This is a genomic window from Paraburkholderia sp. PREW-6R, from assembly GCF_039621805.1.
GTDB lineage: Bacteria > Pseudomonadota > Gammaproteobacteria > Burkholderiales > Burkholderiaceae > Paraburkholderia.
Window position 1 is genome coordinate 2,155,225 of the sequence record NZ_CP155073.1, and the last position, 22,226, is coordinate 2,177,450.

Consider the following 22,226-nt stretch of genomic DNA (forward strand, 5'->3'; position numbering starts at 1 on the left):
CACGTTGTGCGCAACGTTGCTGAAACCGCGCACGACCCACCAGACCCGAACCACCCGCTCGCTTCTTCACGAGGAGACCCGCCGTGATCCGCTTATCCATGCCATTTTCCCCGCAGATCAGACCGCTATGGCGGCGTGTCGTGCGCTCAACGGCGGCGGCGCTGTCCGCCGGCCTGCTTGCGAGCGCAACGTTCGCCGCGTTCGCGACTTTCGTGCCGCACACCGCCCGCGCCGACGAAACCGCGATCTGCTACAACTGCCCGCCCGAATGGGCCGACTGGGCGAGCCAGATCAAGGCAATCCAGCAGAAAACCGGCATTCGCGTTCCGTTCGACAACAAGAACTCGGGCCAGGCCATCGCGCAGCTGATGGCCGAGCAGAAGAGCCCGGTCGCGGACGTCGTGTATCTCGGCGTGTCGTCCGCCTTCCAGGCGAAGGACAAGGGCGTGATCCAGCCATACAAGCCCGCGCATTGGGACGACATCCCCGCCAATATGAAAGACCCGCAGGGCTACTGGTTTTCGATCCACTCGGGCACGCTGGGCTTTTTCGTGAACAAGGACGCGCTCGAGGGCAAGCCGGTGCCGCGCTCATGGGCCGACCTGCTCAAACCCGAGTACAAGGGCATGATCGGCTACCTCGACCCGTCGAGCGCATTCGTCGGATATGCGGGCGCGGTGGCCGTCAATCAGGCGCTGGGCGGCACGCTCGACAACTTCGAACCGGGCCTCGACTGGTTCCGCAAGCTGAAGGCGAACGCACCCATCGTACCGAAACAGACCGCCTATGCCCGCGTGATGTCCGGTGAAATCCCGATCCTGCTCGACTACGACTTCGACGCCTATCGGGCGAAGTACAAGGATCACGCGAACGTCGAATTCGTGATCCCGAAAGAAGGCACGATCTCGGTGCCGTATGTGATGAGTCTCGTGAAAGGCGCGCCGCACGAAGCGAACGGCAAGAAGGTGCTCGATTTCGTCTTGTCCGACGAAGGCCAGAGACTGTGGGCCGAAGCGTACCTGCGCCCGGTGCGCGCGAGCGCGATGAGCCCGGACACCGCCGCCAGATTCCTGCCCGCAAGCGACTACGCACGCGCCAGACCGGTCGATTTCGGCAAGATGGCGGAGAAGCAGTCGAGCTTTGGCGAGCGTTATCTGCAGGTGATGCATTGAACGACATCACGTTTCCGCTGCGCTGGCGCGTCGCGCTGATTGCACCGGCGCTCGCGGTATTCATCGCATTCTGGCTCCTGCCGATGGGCGCGCTCGCGCAATTGAGCGGCGACGGCCACGCGTTCGCCACGTATCGCGCGATGCTGACCAATCCGCGCTACATGTCGAGCCTCGGCGCGACCGTGCTGCTTTCGGCGGCGGTCACGGCGGCCACGCTGGTGCTGTCGGTGATCTCGGGTCTGCTGCTCGCACGCCGCGAGTTTCCATTCAAGCGCACGCTGCTCGCGCTGCTCACGTTTCCGCTTGCATTTCCAGGCGTGGTGGTCGGCTTCATGGTCATCATGCTTGGCGGGCGCCAGGGACTGATCGGCGCGCTGTCGCTCAGGCTCACCGGCGAGCGCTGGGTGTTCGCCTATTCGATGAGCGGCCTCTTTCTCGGCTACCTGTACTTTTCGATTCCGCGGGTGATCGTCACCGTGATGGCTTGCGCGACGAAGCTCGATGCATCGCTCGAAGAAGCCGCGCGATCGCTTGGCGCGTCGCCGTGGCGCATCATGCGCGACATCGTGCTGCCTGCGCTGTCGCCGGGTCTGGTCGCCGCGGGCGCGGTGTGTTTCGCGACCGCAATGGGCGCATTCGGCACCGCATTCACGCTCGCCACCGACATCGACGTTTTGCCGATGACCATCTACACCGAGTTCACATTGAACGCTAACATGGTGACGGCCGCGGGCTTGTCGATCGTGCTCGGCCTCGTCACGTGGGCGGTGTTGGCGCTGGCGCGCAGCGTGAGCGGTTCGGCCGTGGCGGCAAGCGCATGAGCCGCCTGTCGCGCCCCGGCGTTGCGCCGCCGGATCGACCTTCGATGAACGCCGGTCCCGCTTCAGCGGCGACGCCTGCCAACCCCTATCCCGCCTCGCGACTTCCGGACCTGCGCACATGGCTCGCGGCCGGTCAATGGCTCGTCACGCTGATGCTATGCGCGTTCCTCACCGTGCCAGTCGTGATGTCGATCATGGCCGGCGTCACCGTCAACTACTTCAAGGGCGTGTCAAGCGGGCTCACGCTGCGCTGGCTCGGCGAAGTGTGGACGCAGTATCACACGTCGGTGTTCCTCTCGCTCGAAGTGGCGGCGGCAACGCTGCTGATTACGCTGCTCACGGGCGTACCGGCGGGCTATGCGCTCGCGCGCAGCCAGACGCGGCTCTCGCGGTTGATCGAAGAGTTTCTGGTGCTGCCGATTGCGTTGCCCGGTCTGGCGTCCGCGCTGGCGTTGCTGGTCGTGTATGGCGGATTCACGTGGTTCCGGATGAGCGTCGCCTTCATCGTGGTCGGCCACGTAGTGTTCACGCTGCCATTCATGGTGCGTGCGGTGGCCGCCGTATGCGCGGGCAGCGACTTGCGCACCCTCGAGGAAGGCGCGGCGAGTCTTGGCGCGAGTTTCGTGCAGCGCTTCGTGACAATCGTGCTGCCGAACGCGCGGCCCGGTATCGTCGCGGGTGCTCTCGCCGTTCTGACGCTGTCGATCGGCGAATTCAACCTCACGTGGATGCTGCACACGCCCGACACGAAGACGCTGCCCGTCGGTCTGGCCGATACGTATGCGTCGCTGCGCATCGAGATCGGCAGTGCGTACACGATCCTTTTCTTCATCATGACGATGCCCCTGCTCGTCGCGATGCAGTGGCTCGGCGTCGACGCGACCGGTCAGCGCAGTGCGGCGAAAAAGCGCGTTGCCGCCGCAGGCACGAAGCCTCAGGCCTCATCCACGTCCAAGTCCACGTTCACGTCCACGCCATGAAACTCGATTCCGTTCCGATCACGCTCACGCACTGCGCAAAAACGTATCGCGGCACGCGTGTGCTCGAACCGCTCGATCTGCACATCGGCGCAGGCGAGACACTGGTGCTGCTCGGGCCGTCCGGCTGCGGCAAGACCACGACGCTGCGCATGATCGCGGGTCTCGAATCGCCGGACGCGGGTGGCCGCATCGCGTTCGGAAACGAGGACGTGACCGCGTTGCCCATCGAAAAGCGCCAGGTGGGCATGGTGTTCCAGAGCTATGCGCTGTTTCCGAATCTGACGGTGCGCGGCAACATCGGCTACGGGTTGAAGATCAAACGCGTGGCCGCGGCCACCGCGCGCCGGCGCGTCGACGAATTGCTCGCGATGATGCGCCTCACCGCGCACGCGGATAAGTCCATCGACAAGCTTTCCGGCGGCCAGCGTCAACGTGTTGCGCTTGCACGGGCGCTCGCCGTGCAGCCGCGCGTGCTGTTGCTCGACGAACCGTTGACCGCGCTCGACGCACGTTTGCGCGACACGCTGCGCGGAGAGATGAACACCCTGCTGCGCGAGCTCGGGATCACGACCGTGTACGTGACGCACGATCAGGCCGAAGCGATGGAACTGGGCGACCGCATCGTGGTGATGAGCGCGGGGCGTATCGAACAGATCGGCTCACCACGCGAGATCTACTACCGGCCGGCGAACCGCACGGTGGCGCACTTCATCGGCACGATCAACCGGCTCGCGGGCGAAGAGCGCGATGGAATGTTGAAGACGCTTGGCGGCGCCGTGCCGCTGCCGGCCACTGGCGCGCTTCGCCCAGGCGGCGCACCGGATGCAGCGGGCTTTGCCCACGAACTGTTTTTTCGCCCTGAAGACGCGTATCTCGCCGACCCCGCGCACGCGCACCTGCGCGGCCAGATCGAAAGCACGGCATTTCTCGGCGAACGCACGCGGCTGACCGTCGGCGGCGCGGCGCCGGACGTGTTGCTGATCGACGTCGCCGGACGTGTCGAACTGGCGCGCGGCACGCCGGTCGGCATCTCGATCGCGCAGGACGCGCTGATTGCGTTATCGTAATAAGCGCGCGACGTGCTTTTACTGCGTCCGCGCGCCACAATAAGGAATTCCCATGCTGCTGGCTCAAATTAGCGATCTGCATATCAAGCGGCCCGGCGCGCTCGCGTATCGCCGCGTCGACACCGGCGCCTACCTCGCGCGCTGCATCAGCGCGCTCAATGCGCTGGAGCCGCGCCCGGATGCGGTGATCATGACCGGCGATCTCGTCGACCAGGGCGATCCGCAACAGTACGAACACCTGAAGGCGTTGCTCGCGCCGCTCGAGATTCCATACTTTCTGCTGGTCGGCAATCACGACGAACGCGGCGCGCTGCGCGCTGCGTTTCCTGACCGGCCGGAGTTGCGAAGCGGCGGTGAGTTCGTGCAGTACGCAGTGGATATCGGGCCGCTGCGCGTGATCGCGCTCGACTCGATGGTGCCGGGCCAGAGCCCAGGCGATCTGTGCGACGCACGGCTGGCGTGGCTCGCAACGCAACTCGACGCGGCGCAGGGCAAGCCCACCGTGATCGCGCTGCACCATCCGCCGTTCGCGTGCGGCATCGGGCATATGGATGAATTGCGCCTGAACCCGAGTGCGGCGGACAAAATGGCGGCACTGATCGCGCGTTATCCGAATGTCGAGCGTGTGATCTGTGGGCACGTGCACCGGCCAATGTTCGTACGCTTTGGCGGCACGATTGCCTCGGCCGTGCCGGCGCCCGCGCATCAGGTCGCGCTCGATCTGAGCGACGACGCGCCTTCCGCGTTCATGATGGAGCCGCCCGCGTATGCGCTGCATCGCTATGATCCGGCGACGGGCATCGTCACGCATCACGCGTATGTGGACAAGGCGGACGGCCGGTATCCGTTTTATGAGCCCGAGGGCGAATTGATCGATTGAACGGTGCGGTTCATCCCGGCCGTCAGCACGATCCGGCCTGCTCCGGTATGATCGGCACGCTTGAGGACCGCGCATGGGCCGGTCCGTCGATTGCGCCTTCTCATGTCCACTTCCGACGCTTCCACTCCCGCTTCTACCGACCGGTCGTTGCGCGGCCTGTTGCTTCTGCTTGCCACCATCGCCGGCGTGGCCGTCGCCAACATCTATTACAACCAGCCGCTACTCGACAATTTTCGTCTCTCTTTTCCGGCCAGCGAGTCATGGGTCGGCGCGGTACCCGCTGTCACGCAACTGGGCTACGCAGCCGGCATGCTGTTGCTGGCGCCGCTGGGCGACCGCTTCGACCGGCGCCGGCTGATCCTGCTGCAGATCGTCGGCATGTGCGCGGCGCTGATCGTGGCGGCCACCGCGCCGACGCTTGCCGTGCTGATCGTCGCGAGTCTCGCGATCGGCGTGCTGGCCACCATCGCGCAGCAGGCCGTGCCGTTCGCCGCCGAACTCGCGCCCCCTTCCGAGCGCGGGCATGCCGTGGGCACGGTGATGAGCGGCCTGCTGCTCGGCATTCTGCTCGCGCGGACCGCTGCGGGCCTCGTCGCCGAATATCTCGGGTGGCGCGCGGTGTTCGGGGCGTCCGTGGTCGCGCTCGTGGTGCTCGCAATCGTGATCATCCTGCGTCTGCCGAAAAGCCAGCCGACATCCACGCTGCCGTACGGCAAGCTGCTGGTATCGATGTGGCATCTGGTGCTCGAGCACAGGGCATTGCGTGAGGCGTCGCTCACAGGCGCGGCAATGTTCGCCGCGTTCAGCATTTTCTGGTCGGTGCTCGCGCTGCTGCTGGCGGGCGCGCCGTTTCACCTGGGTCCGCAGGCCGCAGGGCTGTTCGGTATTGTCGGCGCGGCGGGCGCAATGGCCGCGCCGTTGGCCGGCAAGTTCGCCGACAGGCGCGGACCCCGCTCGATCATTACGTTGTCGATCGTGCTGGTGGCGATCTCGTTCGTAATGTTCGGCTTCTCGGCGAAGAGCCTCATCGGTCTCGTGATCGGTGTCATCATTCTCGACGTCGGCGTGCAAGCCGCGCAAATCTCCAACCAGTCCCGCATCTATGCGCTCAAGCCGGACGCGCGCAGCCGCGTGAACACGGTGTATATGGTCGCGTATTTCATCGGCGGTGCGGTTGGTTCCGGCGTCGGCGCCGTGGTGTGGCCGATCTTCGGATGGCGCGGGGTAAGCGTGGCCGGCGTACTGTTCGCAGCACTCGCCGCATGGAATCATTTGCGGCTTCCGGCGCGCAGCGAGGCGTAGCGAGCGTGTGCGCATTCGAAGTGATGCGCGTGCCGGGCTGATGCGCAGGCCGGCGTCACCGCTAGTCACGCACCGTGGCGGGAGTCAGCGTATTCGTGAAGTGCGTCGATCACACGATCGAACTCGAACGATTTATCGTAGAAATGCTGCACGCCATATTGCTCGCAACGTTCGCGATAAGCCGGCAGCGCATGATTGGTCAGCACCGCGGCAAACACCGAGTCGATCAGCCCTTCGCGCTGCAAATACGCGAGTACCGGCACACCCGAACCCTGCTTGAGTTGCAGGTCGACGATCACCGCGTCGAAAGCCTCGTCGCTCAACAGCGCGATTGCCTCTTCGGCGGAATCCGCGTAGGCGGCGACCTGCAAGGAACCGGACGCGTCGATGGCCTCGACCAGGCTTCTGCGAATGAGCGGCGAATCCTCGATCAGCAACACACGCAACGGTGCGTGGCGGCCCGATCCGGCAACAGTATTCGGTTCGCTGTTCATCGGTGTGTCTCGACCATTCATTATTCGATCAAACCATTCTTGATCGCGTAATAAGTCAGATCGGCGTTATTCGCCAATCGCATTTTCTCCAGCACGCGAGCCCGATAGGTGCTCACCGTTTTGACCGACAGATGCAATTCCTCAGCGATTTCAGTCGGAATCTGCCCGGCCGCGAGCTTGCAGAAAATCTGGAACTCCCGTTCGGACAGCGCTTCGTGTGGTCGGCCGGCGGCCGGCTTGTCGAGGTTGTCGGCCAGCGTATCGGCCACCGCTTCCGAAAGATAACGATGCCCTCGCGCCACCGCGCGGATGGCGCGCACGATTTCGTCGGGCTCGCAATCCTTGTTCAGATAACCATTTGCGCCCGCGCGCAGCAGGTTGATCGCGTACTGGCTTTCCGGATAGCCCGACAGAATCAGCACGCCCTGCTCCGGGCGCAACTGCTTGATCACACGTAACGTGTCGATCCCATTCTTGTCCGGCATCGCGATATCCAGCAGCACCACGTCGAACGCCTGCGCTCGCACGAGGCTGATGGTTTCGTCGCCCGTCGCCGCTTCCGCGGCCACGCACATGTCGGGCTCGTCGGCGACGAACTGCCTGAAACCGCCTCGGACGATCGCATGGTCGTCAGCAATCAACACTCGAATCATCGGCTTGTTGTCCGTGCAATGAAGTCATTCCAGGCGGCCATTGTAAAGATGCCGGCCTGAAATCGTGCCCGAACAGTAAGCGGGGTGCTGCACACCGGCGTGAAAGCACTGCTTGGTGTCACGCCTGGCGTGCGCCCGCTCCTTACTTGCTGATCTTTCCGGCTTCCGCTTGCGAGCAATTGCGATGATGCGTGACCGCTACCGGCGCACGCCACCGCAACGTGACCGCCGACGCCTCACGATGCTGTGCGCGGAACCCACCTCTTTTTACTCGCGCCCTTCCAGCAGATCCGCCATGTCATCCGCGTGCTCTTCCTCGACCGCAAGAATCTCTTCGAACAGTCGACGCGTGGTGACATCTTTATCGCCGAGGTAACGCACGATTTCACGGTACGTATCGATTGCAATACGTTCGGCAACCAGGTTTTCCTTGATCATGTCCGTCAGGTTCTCGCCTTCCTTGTACTCCGAATGCGAGCGCGTCTGCAGGCCAGCCGGTGCGAAGTCCGGTTCGCCGCCCAACTGCACGATCCGCTCTGCCAGACGGTCGGCGTGCTCCTGCTCTTCCGCCGCGTGCTCGGCGAATTCCGCCGCCACGGCCTCGGAGTTGATACCCTTGGCCATGAAATGATGGCGCTTGTAACGCAATACGCAGACGATTTCCGTCGCGAGCGAGTCGTTCAGCAGCTTCAACACGACTTCGCGATCTGCGCCATAGCTCTCCGTGACGGGTCCTTCAGACATATGCTTGCGCGCATCCTCACGAATCTTCTTGATGTCCATCACGAACGGATCATTGGACTTCACGTCGTTTGCCATTGAAACTCTCCTTTATCCGGTATTGGGGGGAACTGCGCATCTCGCACGAATCGCGCCTGATGCACCGCCTGTTTGGGGATGGCGCTCGCTTCTACGTTCGGAACACGCCCAGCAACAACGTGACCACGAATACAACGAGGAAAATGTAGAACAGGATCTTCGCAATTTCGGCCGCGCCCGCTGCAATGCCGGTAAAACCGAACACCGCTGCGATGATCGCGATCACGAAGAACACGATAGCGTAGTGAAGCATGGCGACTCTCCTATGTTGGTATGGGCTGCAAAACGCGGAGTGAAACCCTTGTACGACGCGCGCGCCACGCATGGGCAACGGTGCAGCACGTCATCACTTGCCAACTTGTGCTAATCGACGATTTTCTTCGTCACCACGAAACCCAGTACGAGAAAAACCACGCACAGGATCAGGAATACGACGAACAGGAATTTGGCAATGGCGGCCGCGCCGGCAGCCACGCCGGTAAAGCCAAGAAGGCCGGCGATCACCGCGATGACGGCGAAAAACAGCGCCCATTTCAGCATGATGGCTTCCTCCGGAAAAATGTGTGAACGGTCAGGCTCATGCTATCCACGGCCGACGTCGCGCGCATTCCGACGCTCTCCGGTTTTCGTGTGAGAATCCGCTTACATTCGATTACGCACGCTTTACAGCGCGTCACGGCATCGGGACGAGTCATTGATTAAGGACGACGCACTCGATGCGCAACCCGCAATAACGACTGTGCGAGCATTCATGAAACGGCGCCGCACCTGGACGTGGCGATGGGCGCGAGCGGTACACTGGTGCCCCATCAGAGGAGCCGAATGTGTCAAATGTGCAGAACATGTCGACCCTGCCGACCGCCGGCGCGGCGCTGCGTTTGAGCCACTGGATGCGCAACCGCAGCTGGGCCATCGCGATGACGGTGGCCATCGTCATCACGGTGGGAGGGCTCGTGATTCTCGAAACCGCGCGCGAACGGATTGCCGCCGAATACGAGACCGCGCTCGAAGCGCGCGATGTCACGGTTCAACTGAGCACGCTGGCGAGCCTGCTGTCGAGCCTCAGCGCGCATCAAAGCAACTTTCTGCTGACGAAGCAGGACGCCGCCGCTCATCAGTTTTGCGCGACCGCCGGGCGCATTCGCGACAGCGAAACTCAATTGAACCGCTTTTACCGCAGCGGCAAGGCGGACAGCGCCGAGTTGACGAGTTTCACGCAGATCCTGACGCTGATCGAAGCGCGCATCGGCGCGGGCGCGACAGCGCTGCAACGCGCCGCGCCACATCCGCTCGATCTGGCGGCCTGCGGCAGCGCAACCCAGGCCAATCCAGCGGACGCATCGCTCGTCGACAGCACCCTGACCTTGCTGCGCGACAACGAAGAGCGCCGCGCGCAGCACGCGCTGGCCGCAAGCCGTGCTGACCAGCGGATTTCGACACTTTGCGCAGCCGGCCTGTCGGCGCTCAATATCGTGTTGTTCATTCTGCTGTTTCGCAATCTCGGCATCCAGATCGACCGGCAGGCGCGCGTGCAGCGTCAACTGATCACGCAGCAGGAAGAGCTCGATCAGCTCGTCAACGAGCGCACCCGGCAGCTGGAGGCGCTCGGCTGGCACTTGCAGGCGGTCAGCGAAAACGAAAAAACCCAGCTTGCGCGCGAATTGCACGACGAACTCGGCGCGATTCTCACGGCAAGCAAGATGGACGTGGCATGGGCGAACCGCAAGCTGAAGGACAGCGCGCCGGATATTTCGGACAAGCTGCGCCGCGCGCTCGACAACCTCGACCAGGGCATCGCGCTCAAACGCCGCATCATCGAGGACATGCGCCCTACCGTACTCGCGAACTTCGGGCTCGTTACCGCGTTGCGCACGCTCGCCGACGAAGCTGCCCAACGCAACAGCTGGGCACTGGAGCTGCGTCTGCCCGCCGACGATATCCAGCTCGACGAGCAAACGGAGATCGCGCTCTTTCGCGTCGCGCAGGAGTCGCTCACGAATGCGGCGAAGTACGCGCGTGCATCGAAGGTGTCGATCGAATTGCAGGTGGGCGACGGCCAGGTGGCGCTGCATATCGCCGACAACGGCGTGGGCATCATGCCGGCCGATCTGACGCGCACGCACACGCATGGGCTGCTCGGCATGCGGCAGCGCGTCGCGGCCCACGGCGGGCGCTTCGACATCCGGCGCGGCGTGCCGAACGGCACGGATATTCACGTGCGGATGCCAAGTGTCAGCACGGCCACGCCGTCCGTCGACGTGTCGCCCGACGGGCCGTGGCGGACTCCGGCCTGACAACGCTGATGGGCTGTGGTGGAAGCGCTTGTAGGATTGCGCCGACGCAAACACAGGACGGCGCCTACAACAAAATCGCGACGCAACTGACAGCGTCGAGCGCGGCCTTTTTTTACGATGGAATCAGACCGGATCGACTGGCGTAAGCCCCGGTCGGACGACAGCTAGCGCAGCTAGCACGTGCCGTACACCATGGGCACGTCAACCGATGCATCTCGACAAGGAGAACTTTCATGAATCGACTGATCGCTTTGCTTCTCATTGCAGGGACGGCCGCGCTTGCAGGCTGCAACACGGTGGCAGGCGCCGGGCAGGACATTTCGAAGGGCGGCAACGCCATTTCGAACACGGCGGAACAGGCCAAGTAAGGTGTCCGTCGTAAGCGTCTCGGAGTACGTGAGCGCAAGGCGCTGACTGAGGCGTTGCAAAGCAGAAGTACGGGAAGCCCGTCGCGGAAGATCGCGACGGGCTTTTTTAGTTGGCCGCCGTGTATTGCCTGAACGGCGCGTACAGGGCCGGGCAGGCACTAGCGCGTGCCGGTGCGGATAAGGGTGCAGCCGTGCATGCGCGCAGCCACCACTACGCGTCAAAACAAAACGGCGACCCACTCGCGTGAATCGCCGCTCCGTCCTCCCCAGGACTTGTCGCTTATTGCGTTTTTTATCGGCTTCTCGCCGGTTGCCTGCCGTCTTTTTTCTGGTCGATGCGCTGGATGCGGCGCGACGGCCGCATCTGCGCCAATGGGTTGCCGCTTTTACTGGCCAGTCAGCGTGTTCGCCAGTTCGACGCTCGGCTGGCTCGTGTTGCCGTTCTGCGCGATCAGCAGGTGAATCTGACCCGGCAGCAGCTGGCTCAGCGCGCCGCCGATCGGCACCGACGTGATCAGCCAGTCAGCATTGTTCGACAGTGTGAACGACTGCGACTGGAAGATCGGCGTCTTGCTGCCGGCTGCCGTCGCGATCAGCACGTACTGGCCGCCCGACACGTAGATCGAGTCCTGACCGCTTGCCGGCACGGCGTTCTTGAACGCAACGCTCGACATGGTCGGATTGACGCTCGAGATGTTGGTGTTGGTGGCCTGGACGAGATACAGGTCGAGGTTGTTGGCGTTCGCCGATGCATTGAAGCCCCGCACGCGCGCGCTATTGGAGAGCAGGCCCTTGTCGAACGGATCGTCGATCAGGCCGATGTCCGGCGCGGTCAGACCCGGCAAGGCGAGCACCGTGTATTCATGACCCTTGGCGACATCCGGGAAATTGCCGCTCGCGAGCGCCGTGGTCGTCCCCGTTGCCGAGTAAGCGACCGTCGTCGAACCCGAATTGATATTGGTGAAATTCGTGACGCCCTTGTAGCCGATGTTCGTCTGCCCCGAAGGCGCCGTGCCGTTCACGAGAAAGTCCACGGCCGGACCGCTCGGAATCGCGTGGACGAAGTGGATCTCCGGATTCGTCAGCCCCAGTTCCTTGCCCACGTCATCCCCGCCGCCGCCGCATGCGCTCAGGACGGAAGCAACGGCAATCACGGCCGCCATGGTTCGGATCATTTTCATTGTGTTCACCTTTATCGATATTCGAGTTTTGCACCCATTGATATGCGGGCATGCCGCTTCGGACATCCGGCCGTCTGGATCCTTCTTCATTGATCGTTAGAACGGTTCCAGCGGGCTCTCCGAAGCAGCTCCCCCTCTTTCCCTGCCGCATCTCGCGCCTGTTGTTCGAGTGTGGCGCGGTCCGTGTCGATGGACGCTCCCTCAGAGCAATGGGCGTGCCGCGGCGACACATTGGCGTGACAGGACAGAAAAATGTCTTACGCAGCAATGGTTTGTAGTGTTTAGAATTTTTCCTCGGCGGCCTGGTACGGCGACCGGTGTATCGTTCGTGCGCATCCAATCCTTACACGGTCCCTCGCATGCCTTACCCACGCTTACTCGCTGAACTCGACCTCGGCTTTACCCGGTTGCGCAACCGTGTGGTGATGGGTTCGATGCACACCGGCATGGAAGACCGTTTCTGGCACTACCCGGCGCTGGCTGCCTACTTCCGCGAGCGCGCGAGAGGCGGTGTCGGACTGATCGTCACCGGCGGGATTTCACCTAACCGCGAAGGCTGGCTGCTGCCGTTCGGGGGCACGCTCAACAGCGTGTTCGACCTGCGCAACCATCGCCTGGTGACGCAGGCGGTGCATGCCGAGGGCGGCAAGATCGCGCTGCAGATCCTGCATGCCGGACGCTATGGCTATCAGCCGCTGGTGGTTTCGGCGTCCGCCATCCGATCGCCGATTTCCAGGTTCAAGCCGCGCGCGCTGAGCATCGGCGGCATCGCGAAAACGGTACGCGACTACGGGCGCTGCGCGCGGCTCGCACAGCGCGCCGGCTATGACGGCATCGAGATCATGGGCAGCGAGGGGTATCTGCTGAACCAGTTCCTGTGTCCGCGCACGAATCATCGAACGGACCAGTACGGCGGCAGTATCGACAACCGGATGCGACTGGCGCGCGAAATCGTCGAGCGGGTGCGCGCCGTGTGCGGCGAACGCTTCATCGTGATTTACCGGCTTTCGCTGATCGACCTCGTGGAAGGCGGCAACACCTGGGACGAAACCGTGCAGGTGGCGCGCGCACTCGAACAGGCCGGTGTCACGATGTTCAACACCGGGATCGGCTGGCATGAAGCCCGCGTGCCCACCATCGTCACCTCGGTGCCGCGTGCGGCGTTCGCGTCATTGAGCGCAAAGCTTAAAGCGGCGGTCAGCGTACCGGTCATCGTGTCAAACCGCATCAACACGCCCGAGGTGGCCGAAGCACTGCTCGCGCAGGGAGCCGGCGATCTGGTGTCGATGGCGCGGCCGCTGCTCGCCGATCCCGAGTTCGTGCAAAAGGCCGCTGAAGACCGCGCGCATGAAATCAACACCTGCATTGCATGCAACCAGGCCTGTCTCGATCACACTTTCAGCAATCAGCGCGCGAGCTGCCTCGTCAATCCTCGCGCGGGACGCGAGACCGAGCTGATCTACCGGCCCGTCGCGGCGCCGCAAACGGCGCGCTCGGTGGCCGTGGTCGGCGCGGGACCGGCGGGTTTGTCGGCGGCGACGGTGGCGGCCGCGCGCGGACATCGCGTGACGCTGTTCGATGCCCATGCTGGCATCGGCGGCCAGTTCAATCTGGCGATGCGCGTGCCGGGCAAGGAGGAATTCAGCGAAACGATCCGCTACTTTCACAGCCAGTTGCAGCGGCACGGCGTGGACGTGCGGCTGAACACACGCGTCGATCCGGCGTTGCTCGCCGGCGGCGCTTACGATGACGTGATCGTCGCGACCGGCATCGTGCCGCGGCGCCCGTCCATTCGCGGCATCGACGGGCCGAACGTGCTGTCTTATGTCGACGTGCTCAACGGCGCGCAGGTCGGCCGTCGCGTCGCCGTCATTGGCGCGGGCGGCATTGGCTTCGACGTGAGCGAGTATCTGCTGCACCGCGCGGGCGAGCCGCTTCCCACGCCACGCGACAAGTGGTTCGACGAATGGGGCGTCGACATCGACGTCAAGGAGCGCGGCGGCCTCAAGCCGCCCGTGGCCACGCAACCGGCCCGCGAGATCTGGCTGTTGCAGCGCAAGCCCGGCAAGCTCGGCATGGGGCTCGGCAAAACTTCCGGCTGGGTGCATCGCGCGACACTCGCGAGGAACGGCGTGAAAATGCTCGGCGGCGTGTCGTATCGGGAAATCAGCGAGCGTGGGCTCAGGATTTCACGCGACGGCGTCGAGCAATGGCTGGATGTGGACACGATCGTGGTGTGCGCAGGGCAGGAATCGCTGCGCGATCTGCTGCCGCCGCAATGTGCCGCAAAGCTGGCGGAAGAAACGCCGGCGGGAAGCAAAGGGGTGAACGGCGGTAACGTGTCGGGCGCGGCGGCCGCGCCGCGCTATCACGTGATTGGCGGCGCGAGGATCGCCACCGAACTGGATGCGAAACGCGCGATCCGCGAAGGCGCGGAGGTCGCCGCCGCGCTTTAGAACCCGCTGCGCAGCGCGCTTACGCAACCATCTTCTTCCGGTAGTCGAACCAGAAAGACAGCCCGACGCTCGACAGAATCACCACGGTGGCGATGACCGTCGAGCGTGTGACCGGCTCGCCTAGCAGCAGCGCACCCAGCGCGACGGCCACGACGGGATTCACGTACATGCAGCTGCTCGCAATGATCGGGCTCGTATGGCGGATCAGGAATCCGTACGCGACGTACGCGGCCATCGTGCCGATCAGCATCAGATAAACGAACGCGAGCACCGGCAGCACATGCAGGTCCAGCATGCGTTCGCCTGACACCCGCGCGACCATCGTCGACATGGCGCCGCCCAGGCCGATCTGCAGCGACGTCGACAAAAACAGGTCCGACGGCAGCCTGAGACGCCCGGCCAGATGCGCGCCGCCGGCCCAGAAGAGCGCGCCGCACAGAATGGCGAGACTGCCGCCCGCCGAACCCGACCCACTGCCGCCGTGACTGAGAATGGCGATGCCGACGAGCCCGAGCCCGACGGCGAACCACTCGCCTCGCCCGATCTTGCGCCCGGCCACCGCCGCGATCACGGTCGCAAAAAGCGGCACGGTGGCGACCATCACGGCCGCCGTGCCCGTGCCGACCGTGCGCATGCCGTAAGCCAGCATGCCGCTCGACAACCCGACCAGCATGGTGCCGACCAGTCCAGCATTGCGGATTTCGCTGGCGCTCGGCCAGGCGGGATTACGGCGCGCCGCGAAAATGAACAGCCCAACGCCGGCAAAGAGGTTGCGCAGCCCGGAAAGCAACAGTGGCGGGAATGAGCCGAGCGCGACATGAACAGCGAGGTAAGTCGAGCCCCATACGAGATACACGACGGCGAGCGAAAGCGCGATCTGACCATTGCGCGACCGGGGCAACCGGATCGGGAATTGACGCGGAATGCGGTCCTGAAGTGGCAGCGACATGCGGTCAGCCCGTCCCTGCCACTCGAGGCCGTGCGCCGCCGCTGATCACCCGTTGGCGGAAGGGCGGACGCCGCAACGGCGATGCGGTCTGACGGGCGAGGCTGGCGGACATGTTGGTGGAGCGGAAAGACAATGGGTAGCCGGAAAGGCCGTGGCCATCGACGGCAAGCGACGGCAAGCGACGACAAGCGACGGCGATGGTCCACGGCTGGCACGCGCCGGACGCCTGGCGCGCATCGCATTATGCAGTAAGCGCCCACCGCGCCGGTTGAAAGATTCGTAACTCTTTGGCGCGCTCTGCAACACGTCTCGAGCAAGGGGCGGATGAAACTCCGCGTGATGAAAATGCGCCCGATGAGCGCGTGCTAACATTGAGCTTTCTGTTTGACCCGTATCGCCGACAGCGCCATTTCCAGTTGCTGCGTTTCGCGCACGTCGCCACCGCCTTCACGTCTCAACCTGTTCCCGCCACTCCTATGCGCTCTCCGACACTTCGTGCCACCACCTGTTTGCGCCCGCGTCGCGCAACCGGTTGCGCGCGTACGAATCATGCGGCGCGCCATGACACCGAGCCGTCTCGAACGCTTCCGCTTCACGCCGCCCGGCGCCCGATCTGACGCAGCTCACTCCATTGCCGGAGCCGCGTTGCCGGGCTCCGGGCCGATCTCATCCGCACGCTGTTCCCCTTTGAAGCAGATCGAACCGGAGTACCTGTCGTGAAGAAGACGAAAACCTGTTATCTCACCGAACTCGATGTCGCCCGTCTGGAGAAGCACGCCGCCTCGCCCGGCGCCGACGCGCGCCTGCAGGACATGCTCGACGAAGTGCTTGAACGCGCGGTGATCGTCGATGCGCGCGAGATTCCTGCGAACGTCGTTACGATGAATTCGCAAGCCATGCTGGTCGACGAAACGAGCGGTGAAGAAATGACGTGGACCGTCGTCTATCCGCCGGACGCGGACTTCACGCACGGTCGTCTGAACGTGTTCTCGCCGGTCGGTCTCGCGTTGCTCGGCGCGAAGCGCGGCGAGCGCATCCGCTTCACGCCGCCGAGCGGCACGCAGAAAGTGCTGAAGCTCGACAAGATCCTTTTCCAGCCCGAAGCCGCCGACGATTTCACGTTGTAAGCACGGCACCTCGGCCACACTTTCGCTCGACACGGCGCTTCCGGTGACGCTCGCGGGACGAGCTTGGGCGAGCAGCCGTTATGTCCGTCATCCGACTTTTAAGACAGGTTGCCAAGCGCAGGGCGCCCGGTGTATCGTGTGCGCTGCTAACGCGGGGGTCCTGCGTCGCACGGAGGCTGGGAGGTCCGTGCCGCGCGGGTGAGAAATACCCTTTGAACCTGATCTGGATAATGCCAGCGCAGGGAAGCGTGCGGAATTCGCACTCCAGCTCCATTGCGTCATCTCTCTCGCGAATTCCGACTCCTTCCGTTTCGTCTCCTGCTTAGCGGCCCCACACAAGCTTTGCATGGAGATAGACACGATGAACGCCAATCCGAAATTCCTTTCTGCCGACGCTCACGTCGACGAAGCCGCTGTCGCGCCGCTGCCGAACTCGCGCAAGGTCTACGTGACCGGTTCGCGTCCCGACATCCGCGTGCCGATGCGCGAGATCACGCAATCCGACACGCCGGACAGCTTCGGCGGTGAAAAAAATCCGCCGGTCTACGTGTACGACACGTCGGGCCCCTACTCCGATCCCGAAGCGAAGATCGACATTCGCGCCGGTTTGCCGGCCCTGCGCCAAGCCTGGATCGAAGAGCGCGACGACACCGAAGCGCTCACCGGCCTCACGAGCGAGTACGGCCGCGAGCGCGCCGCCGACGCAGCTACCGCCGAGCTGCGCTTCCAGGGGCTGCACCGCACGCCGCGTCGCGCGATCGCGGGCAGGAACGTGTCGCAGATGCACTACGCGAAAAAAGGCATCATCACGCCGGAAATGGAATACATCGCGATTCGCGAGAACCAGCGCCGCGCCGAATACCTGGAATCGCTGAAAACAAGCGGTCCGAACGGCGAAAAGCTGGCGGCGATGATGGGCCGCCAGCATCCCGGTCAGGCGTTCGGCGCGAGCGCGTTCGGTCCGAACGGCCTCACGGCGATCACCCCCGAATTCGTGCGCGACGAAGTGGCGCGCGGCCGCGCGATCATCCCGAACAATATCAATCACCCGGAAAGCGAGCCGATGATCATCGGCCGCAACTTCCTCGTGAAGGTGAATGCGAACATCGGCAATTCGGCAGTCACATCGTCGATCGGCGAAGAAGTCGACAAGATGACCTGGGCGATTCGCTGGGGCGGCGACACAGTGATGGATCTTTCCACCGGCAAGCACATTCACGAAACGCGCGAGTGGATCATCCGCAATTCGCCGGTGCCGATCGGCACGGTGCCGATCTATCAGGCGCTCGAAAAGGTCAACGGCAAAGCGGAAGACCTCACGTGGGAAATCTTCCGCGACACGCTGATCGAACAGGCCGAACAGGGCGTCGATTACTTCACGATCCATGCGGGCGTGCGTCTGCAATACGTGCCGCTGACAGCGAAGCGCATGACCGGCATCGTGTCGCGCGGCGGCTCGATCATGGCCAAGTGGTGCCTCGCTCATCACAAGGAAAGCTTCCTGTACGAGCATTTCGAAGACATCTGCGAAATCATGAAGGCGTACGACGTGGCGTTCTCGCTCGGTGACGGTCTGCGCCCTGGTTCGATCTACGACGCCAACGACGAAGCGCAACTCGGCGAGCTGAAGACGCTCGGCGAACTCACGCAGATTGCGTGGAAGCACGACGTGCAGACGATGATCGAAGGTCCGGGCCATGTGCCGATGCAGCTGATCAAGGAGAACATGGATCTGCAACTCGAATGGTGCGACGAAGCGCCGTTCTACACACTCGGTCCGCTGACCACGGACATCGCGCCGGGCTACGATCACATCACGTCGGGCATTGGCGCTGCGATGATCGGCTGGTTCGGCACGGCGATGCTCTGCTACGTCACGCCGAAGGAGCACCTCGGTTTGCCGAACAAGGACGACGTGAAGACCGGCATCATCACGTACAAGCTCGCCGCGCACGCGGCCGATCTGGCGAAGGGGCATCCAGGCGCACAGGTGCGTGACAACGCGCTCTCCAAGGCCCGGTTCGAATTCCGCTGGGAAGATCAGTTCAATCTCGGTCTCGATCCGGACAAGGCGCGCGAATTCCACGACGAAACCCTGCCGAAGGATTCAGCCAAGGTCGCTCACTTCTGCTCGATGTGCGGCCCGCACTTCTGCTCGATGAAAATCACCCAGGACGTGCGCGAATTTGCGGCTCAGCAGGGTGTCACCGATGACGAAGCGCTGAAAAAAGGCATGGAAGTCAAGTCGATCGAGTTCATGAGAAAAGGCGCCGAAATCTACCAGCGCCAGTAAGGGAAGGATCGCAAACGGCAGCGTCGTTTTTACGCCAACCTGTCCGCCATAACCTTGCATCGCAGCACGAGGCCCGCCACTGGCGGGCCTTTGCGTTCGTGCTCACCGGGCACGCGGCGTGCTCCTGCGTGGAAACATTTGATTACGAAACCGTCACTTCGCTGACAGGCGAACACATCCGGATACAGGCGACGGCGCTAACATCAAATGAAACGACGGGGCGATCTGTCCGGTACATCCACTACTTCAAACACACACTACTGGAGTCAGCATCATGAAAACGATTCGTCAAATCGGCGCACTGGCAGCTATCGTGGCAGCGGTCGCGAGCCTCTCCGCGTGCGACGGCATGAGCCGGCAAGGACGCGACACGGCAATCGGCGCGGGCTTGGGCGGTGCTGCCGGCGCAGCGCTTGGCGGCAACGCTTTATCGACAGTGGGCGGTGCGGCGGCGGGCGGCATCATCGGCAACCAGGTCGGCAAGTAAAGCGGCACATCGAACTGGTTTCCGGCGCGGTGACTTCCACTTGGAAATGGCTTTGCAATGACGTGAAATAAGCCGTTACCGTTTTGCAATCCTGTTCGCGCATCGCCGGCGTAAGCTCATGAAACTACGCTGCCAACGTCAGCGTTCGGTGCCCACAGGAGCGCGTCATGAAGTCCCGCGTCATCGATTCACGTCAACCCGTCGTGCATGCATCGGGCCATTTGCCGGGCTCGCCCAGACTGCCCCGCCTTTCCCGGGCGGCACTGATGCTGGCCGGCGCAGCCTGCATGCTGACGCTTTCTGGCTGCTACTACCCTTACGGCTACTACCCGGCCGGCTATTACCCTTACTACGCCACTGTTCCCGCGAGCGGGACGCAGCAGGCCGTGCAGGTCGGCCCCGCTGATGCAACCGGTACGCCGTCCGCACAAGGCGCGGACAGCCAGCAGTCCGCCCAGCAAGCACAGCAAGCACAGCAGGCGCAGACTTATCAGCAAAGTCCGCCGCCTGCTTACGCGGTCGCCGCGCCGCCGGTGTACGTCGCGCCGGTTTATCCCGCGTACTATCCGGCCTATCCGGCTTACTACGGTTACCCCGGCTGGTACGGACCATCCGTGTCGATCGGTTTCGGCTTTGGCGGCTACTGGGGTGGCCACGGTGGCTACTGGGGTGGCCACGGCGGCGGCTGGGGCCACGGCGGCCATTACCACTAGTCGCCGCATGAACGCGCGGGTTCACACGGGCCGCCGGCTCGCGGCGGACCCGCCCTCACCTGGGCCTCGGTCACCCTCCTTTTGCGTTTCTTCGTTCCGGTCTCCTCGTCCTGGTCTCCTCGTCTCCCGTAGTTTCCCTGCTTGACGCGCCCAGCCCGAGCCCTATGCTTGAACCCGGGACACAGTACCCGTTTACATATGCGGCCCGGTTCGTCTGTTTCGCGCCGACGCCGCCCATCCGTCCAGCCAAAGCGACGCGCCCGCCGTGCGTAGTCCCGCGTCGAGTTCGAACAACAACGAAGGAGACGTGATGTTTCACCAACTACTCACTCCGGTCGCTAATTCTCTTTTTCCGTCGTTTCTCGTCGCGGTGCTACCTATCGTCGTCGTGCTCGTGATGCTGGGCCTTGCGCGACGGCCCGCGTGGCAGGCTTCGCTCGCGGGGCTGATCGTCGGACTGGTCGTGGCGATCTTCGTGTGGCAATTTCCGGTCGGCCTCGCGATCAATTCGGTGGTTGCGGGCGCCGTGTTTGCGTGCTGGCCGGTGATGTGGATCGTCTTCACCGCGATCCTGCTGTACAACATCGCGCAACGTTCGGGACGCTTCGCGGCGTTTCGCATGTGGATGATCGACAACCTGCCGAACGACCGGCGAGTCGTGCTGGTCGTGATCGGTTTCTCGTTCGGCGCGCTGCTCGAAGGCATCTCCGGCTTCGGCACACCGATTGCCATTACGAGTTCGCTACTGATCCTGCTCGGCTTTCCGACGCTGGAGGCGCTGACTTTCACGCTGATCTTCAATACCGCGCCGGTGGCGTTCGGCGCGCTCGGCGTGCCGATCACCGTGCTCGGCGCGGTGACTCACTTGCCGGCCGATTCGCTTGCCAAAATGGTGGGTCGCCAGTTGCCCTTCTTCGCGTTGCTGTTGCCGTTTTACGTGATCGCCGTGTATGCGGGCGTGCGCAACATGCTGCGAGTGTGGCCTGTGCTGCTCGTATCAGGGGCGAGCTTCGCGCTGACGCAGTTCGTTGCGTCGAACTACGTGAACTACAGCCTGACCGACGTGTTGTCGTCGATGGTGTCCCTCGTTCTCACGATTGCATTTCTGCGCGTCTGGAAGCCGGTGGCCGATCCAAAGTTCGCGGTGAACATCGACCGTGTGGCCGAGGTGCGCGGCAAGATAGGCGGCGCGCAGGGCTGGTATCCGTGGATCATCGTGTCGGTGGTGGTGATCGTGTGGACCGTCGCGAAGATTTTCCTGATCGGCGATGTGAAGGTGCCGTGGCCCGGGCTCGACAAGGCAGTCTTCATCACGCTTTACCACACGCCTTACGGGGCGATCTGGGACTTCCAGCCGCTTGCGACGGGCACCGCGATTCTCGTGGCCGCCATCATCACGGCGCTCGTCGTGAAACTGAGCGCACGCGACTTCGGCGCGGCCGTTGCCGATACGTGGGTGCAAACGCGCATCGCCATTCTCACGGTGGCGACGATCGTCGGGCTCGCGTATCTGATGAACTACTCGGGACTGACGTACACGTTAGGGCTAGGCGTGGCGTCGGTGGGAGGCTTTTTCCCGCTGGTGTCGGCGTTTCTCGGCTGGGTCGCCGTGTTCCTGTCCGGCAGCGACACGTCAGGCAACGCGCTCTTCGGCAACCTCCAGGTGGTGGCGGCCAATCAGTTGAATCTGAATCCGATACTGATGGCCGCGACCAACTCGTCGGGCGGCGTGATGGGCAAGATGATCTCGCCGCAAAACATCTCGACCGGCGTGGCGACGACCGAGCTCAAGGGTAAGGAAGGCGTGGTGTTCGCGCGCACGTTCAAGCATTCGATTCTGCTGACTGTCTTGCTCGGCTTGCTGGTGTGGCTGCAGCAGAACGTGTTGCAGGGGATGATTCCGCATTGATGCGGCGGGTCCGGTTCTTTGCAAGCCGCCCTGAAGCGCACTGCGCTGCACGGGCGGCGCGCCTGTTTGTGGACGCGGCTTCGTTACCCTGGTCTGGACGGGCAAGCCGCAAGATTTCTCACATCAGCGTGAGAATTGCTCGTTTTGCGCGCCCCGCATTCGCGCTTACGATCCCGGGTATCAGACGCTCTGCCTCTCCCGAATCTTGCTGTTTCACTCCAGACTGAAGCAATTCGGGTGATGGTGCTGCTACGATTCGCG

21 protein-coding genes and 1 riboswitch are annotated in these 22,226 nt (G+C 63.4%); of the genes, 14 read left to right on the top strand and 7 right to left on the bottom strand.

Annotation, left to right across the window (positions count from 1 at the left end; translation table 11 throughout):
* The first annotated feature begins 98 nt into the window (after nucleotides 1-98).
* From AAGS40_RS09275 to AAGS40_RS09300, 6 genes are all read left to right on the top strand, one after another.
* Nucleotides 99-1,172, top strand: a complete 1,074-nt coding sequence (locus AAGS40_RS09275) for an ABC transporter substrate-binding protein (RefSeq protein ID WP_345814340.1) — start codon at nucleotides 99-101, stop codon at nucleotides 1,170-1,172.
* Nucleotides 1,169-1,993, top strand: a complete 825-nt coding sequence (locus tag AAGS40_RS09280; RefSeq protein WP_345810984.1) for an ABC transporter permease — start codon at nucleotides 1,169-1,171, stop codon at nucleotides 1,991-1,993. Before AAGS40_RS09275 ends, AAGS40_RS09280 begins: the two co-directional genes overlap by 4 nt.
* A gap of 44 nt (nucleotides 1,994-2,037) precedes the next feature.
* On the top strand, nucleotides 2,038-2,973 hold the full coding sequence (locus AAGS40_RS09285; RefSeq protein WP_345810985.1) for an ABC transporter permease: 936 nt from the start codon (nucleotides 2,038-2,040) through the stop codon (nucleotides 2,971-2,973).
* Complete coding sequence (locus tag AAGS40_RS09290) at nucleotides 2,970-4,040, top strand: ABC transporter ATP-binding protein (RefSeq protein WP_345810986.1); 1,071 nt, start codon at nucleotides 2,970-2,972, stop codon at nucleotides 4,038-4,040. The genes AAGS40_RS09285 and AAGS40_RS09290 overlap by 4 nt, the downstream gene beginning before the upstream one ends.
* 52 nt (nucleotides 4,041-4,092) lie before the next feature.
* Complete coding sequence (locus AAGS40_RS09295) at nucleotides 4,093-4,920, top strand: phosphodiesterase (protein WP_345810987.1); 828 nt, start codon at nucleotides 4,093-4,095, stop codon at nucleotides 4,918-4,920.
* A 102-nt stretch (nucleotides 4,921-5,022) separates the two neighbouring features.
* Complete coding sequence (locus AAGS40_RS09300; RefSeq protein WP_345810988.1) at nucleotides 5,023-6,222, top strand: MFS transporter; 1,200 nt, start codon at nucleotides 5,023-5,025, stop codon at nucleotides 6,220-6,222.
* A 65-nt stretch (nucleotides 6,223-6,287) separates the two neighbouring features.
* Here the strand turns inward: AAGS40_RS09300 and AAGS40_RS09305 are convergent, their stop codons facing one another.
* The 5 genes from AAGS40_RS09305 to AAGS40_RS09325 form a co-directional block, all read right to left on the bottom strand.
* Nucleotides 6,288-6,716 carry a response regulator gene (locus AAGS40_RS09305; RefSeq protein ID WP_345810989.1) on the bottom strand — a complete coding sequence of 143 codons (429 nt, stop codon included), beginning with the start codon at nucleotides 6,714-6,716 and terminating at the stop codon, nucleotides 6,288-6,290.
* A 20-nt stretch (nucleotides 6,717-6,736) separates the two neighbouring features.
* The gene (locus AAGS40_RS09310) at nucleotides 6,737-7,369 is read right to left on the bottom strand and encodes a response regulator transcription factor (protein ID WP_345810990.1); all 633 of its coding nucleotides are present in this window, start codon (nucleotides 7,367-7,369) and stop codon (nucleotides 6,737-6,739) included.
* A 267-nt stretch (nucleotides 7,370-7,636) separates the two neighbouring features.
* Complete coding sequence (locus tag AAGS40_RS09315; protein ID WP_345810991.1) at nucleotides 7,637-8,188, bottom strand: ferritin-like domain-containing protein; 552 nt, start codon at nucleotides 8,186-8,188, stop codon at nucleotides 7,637-7,639.
* A gap of 91 nt (nucleotides 8,189-8,279) precedes the next feature.
* Nucleotides 8,280-8,441: a DUF1328 family protein gene (locus AAGS40_RS09320; RefSeq protein ID WP_006052455.1), complete on the bottom strand. Its 162-nt coding sequence runs from the start codon at nucleotides 8,439-8,441 to the stop codon at nucleotides 8,280-8,282.
* Nucleotides 8,442-8,551: 110 nt separating this feature from the next.
* On the bottom strand, nucleotides 8,552-8,728 hold the full coding sequence (locus AAGS40_RS09325) for a DUF1328 domain-containing protein (RefSeq protein ID WP_020065435.1): 177 nt from the start codon (nucleotides 8,726-8,728) through the stop codon (nucleotides 8,552-8,554).
* Between the two features lie 302 nt (nucleotides 8,729-9,030).
* Between AAGS40_RS09325 and AAGS40_RS09330 the strand changes: the two genes are divergently transcribed.
* A complete protein-coding gene (locus tag AAGS40_RS09330; RefSeq protein WP_345810992.1) occupies nucleotides 9,031-10,482 on the top strand; it encodes a sensor histidine kinase in 1,452 nt (483 codons plus the stop codon).
* A 233-nt stretch (nucleotides 10,483-10,715) separates the two neighbouring features.
* On the top strand, nucleotides 10,716-10,850 hold the full coding sequence (locus AAGS40_RS09335; RefSeq protein WP_345810993.1) for an entericidin A/B family lipoprotein: 135 nt from the start codon (nucleotides 10,716-10,718) through the stop codon (nucleotides 10,848-10,850).
* A 386-nt stretch (nucleotides 10,851-11,236) separates the two neighbouring features.
* On the opposite strand, the gene AAGS40_RS09340 is transcribed toward AAGS40_RS09335, so the two are convergent.
* On the bottom strand, nucleotides 11,237-12,031 hold the full coding sequence (locus tag AAGS40_RS09340; RefSeq protein ID WP_345810994.1) for a DUF4397 domain-containing protein: 795 nt from the start codon (nucleotides 12,029-12,031) through the stop codon (nucleotides 11,237-11,239).
* Between the two features lie 359 nt (nucleotides 12,032-12,390).
* Here AAGS40_RS09340 and AAGS40_RS09345 point away from each other — a divergent pair, with 359 nt between their 5' ends.
* Nucleotides 12,391-14,487 (top strand): FAD-dependent oxidoreductase, encoded by a 2,097-nt coding sequence (locus AAGS40_RS09345; protein WP_345810995.1) that lies wholly within the window; start codon nucleotides 12,391-12,393, stop codon nucleotides 14,485-14,487.
* Nucleotides 14,488-14,506: 19 nt separating this feature from the next.
* Here AAGS40_RS09345 and AAGS40_RS09350 read toward each other — a convergent pair whose 3' ends face one another.
* Nucleotides 14,507-15,436 carry an EamA family transporter gene (locus AAGS40_RS09350; RefSeq protein WP_345810996.1) on the bottom strand — a complete coding sequence of 310 codons (930 nt, stop codon included), beginning with the start codon at nucleotides 15,434-15,436 and terminating at the stop codon, nucleotides 14,507-14,509.
* Nucleotides 15,437-16,152: 716 nt separating this feature from the next.
* Between AAGS40_RS09350 and AAGS40_RS09355 the strand changes: the two genes are divergently transcribed.
* The 5 genes from AAGS40_RS09355 (at nucleotide 16,153) to AAGS40_RS09375 (ending at nucleotide 21,965) form a co-directional block, all read left to right on the top strand.
* Nucleotides 16,153-16,563, top strand: coding sequence for a GreA/GreB family elongation factor (locus AAGS40_RS09355; protein WP_345810997.1), 411 nt, complete (start codon nucleotides 16,153-16,155; stop codon nucleotides 16,561-16,563).
* A 143-nt stretch (nucleotides 16,564-16,706) separates the two neighbouring features.
* A riboswitch (TPP riboswitch) is annotated at nucleotides 16,707-16,826 on the top strand.
* Nucleotides 16,827-16,924: 98 nt separating this feature from the next.
* Complete coding sequence (thiC, locus tag AAGS40_RS09360) at nucleotides 16,925-18,856, top strand: phosphomethylpyrimidine synthase ThiC (protein WP_345810998.1); 1,932 nt, start codon at nucleotides 16,925-16,927, stop codon at nucleotides 18,854-18,856.
* Nucleotides 18,857-19,130: 274 nt separating this feature from the next.
* Nucleotides 19,131-19,343, top strand: coding sequence for a glycine zipper 2TM domain-containing protein (locus tag AAGS40_RS09365; protein ID WP_345810999.1), 213 nt, complete (start codon nucleotides 19,131-19,133; stop codon nucleotides 19,341-19,343).
* 167 nt (nucleotides 19,344-19,510) lie between these two features.
* Complete coding sequence (locus AAGS40_RS09370) at nucleotides 19,511-20,056, top strand: hypothetical protein (protein WP_345811000.1); 546 nt, start codon at nucleotides 19,511-19,513, stop codon at nucleotides 20,054-20,056.
* 310 nt (nucleotides 20,057-20,366) lie between these two features.
* The gene (locus tag AAGS40_RS09375; protein WP_345811001.1) at nucleotides 20,367-21,965 is read left to right on the top strand and encodes an L-lactate permease; all 1,599 of its coding nucleotides are present in this window, start codon (nucleotides 20,367-20,369) and stop codon (nucleotides 21,963-21,965) included.
* The last annotated feature ends 261 nt before the right edge of the window (nucleotides 21,966-22,226 follow it).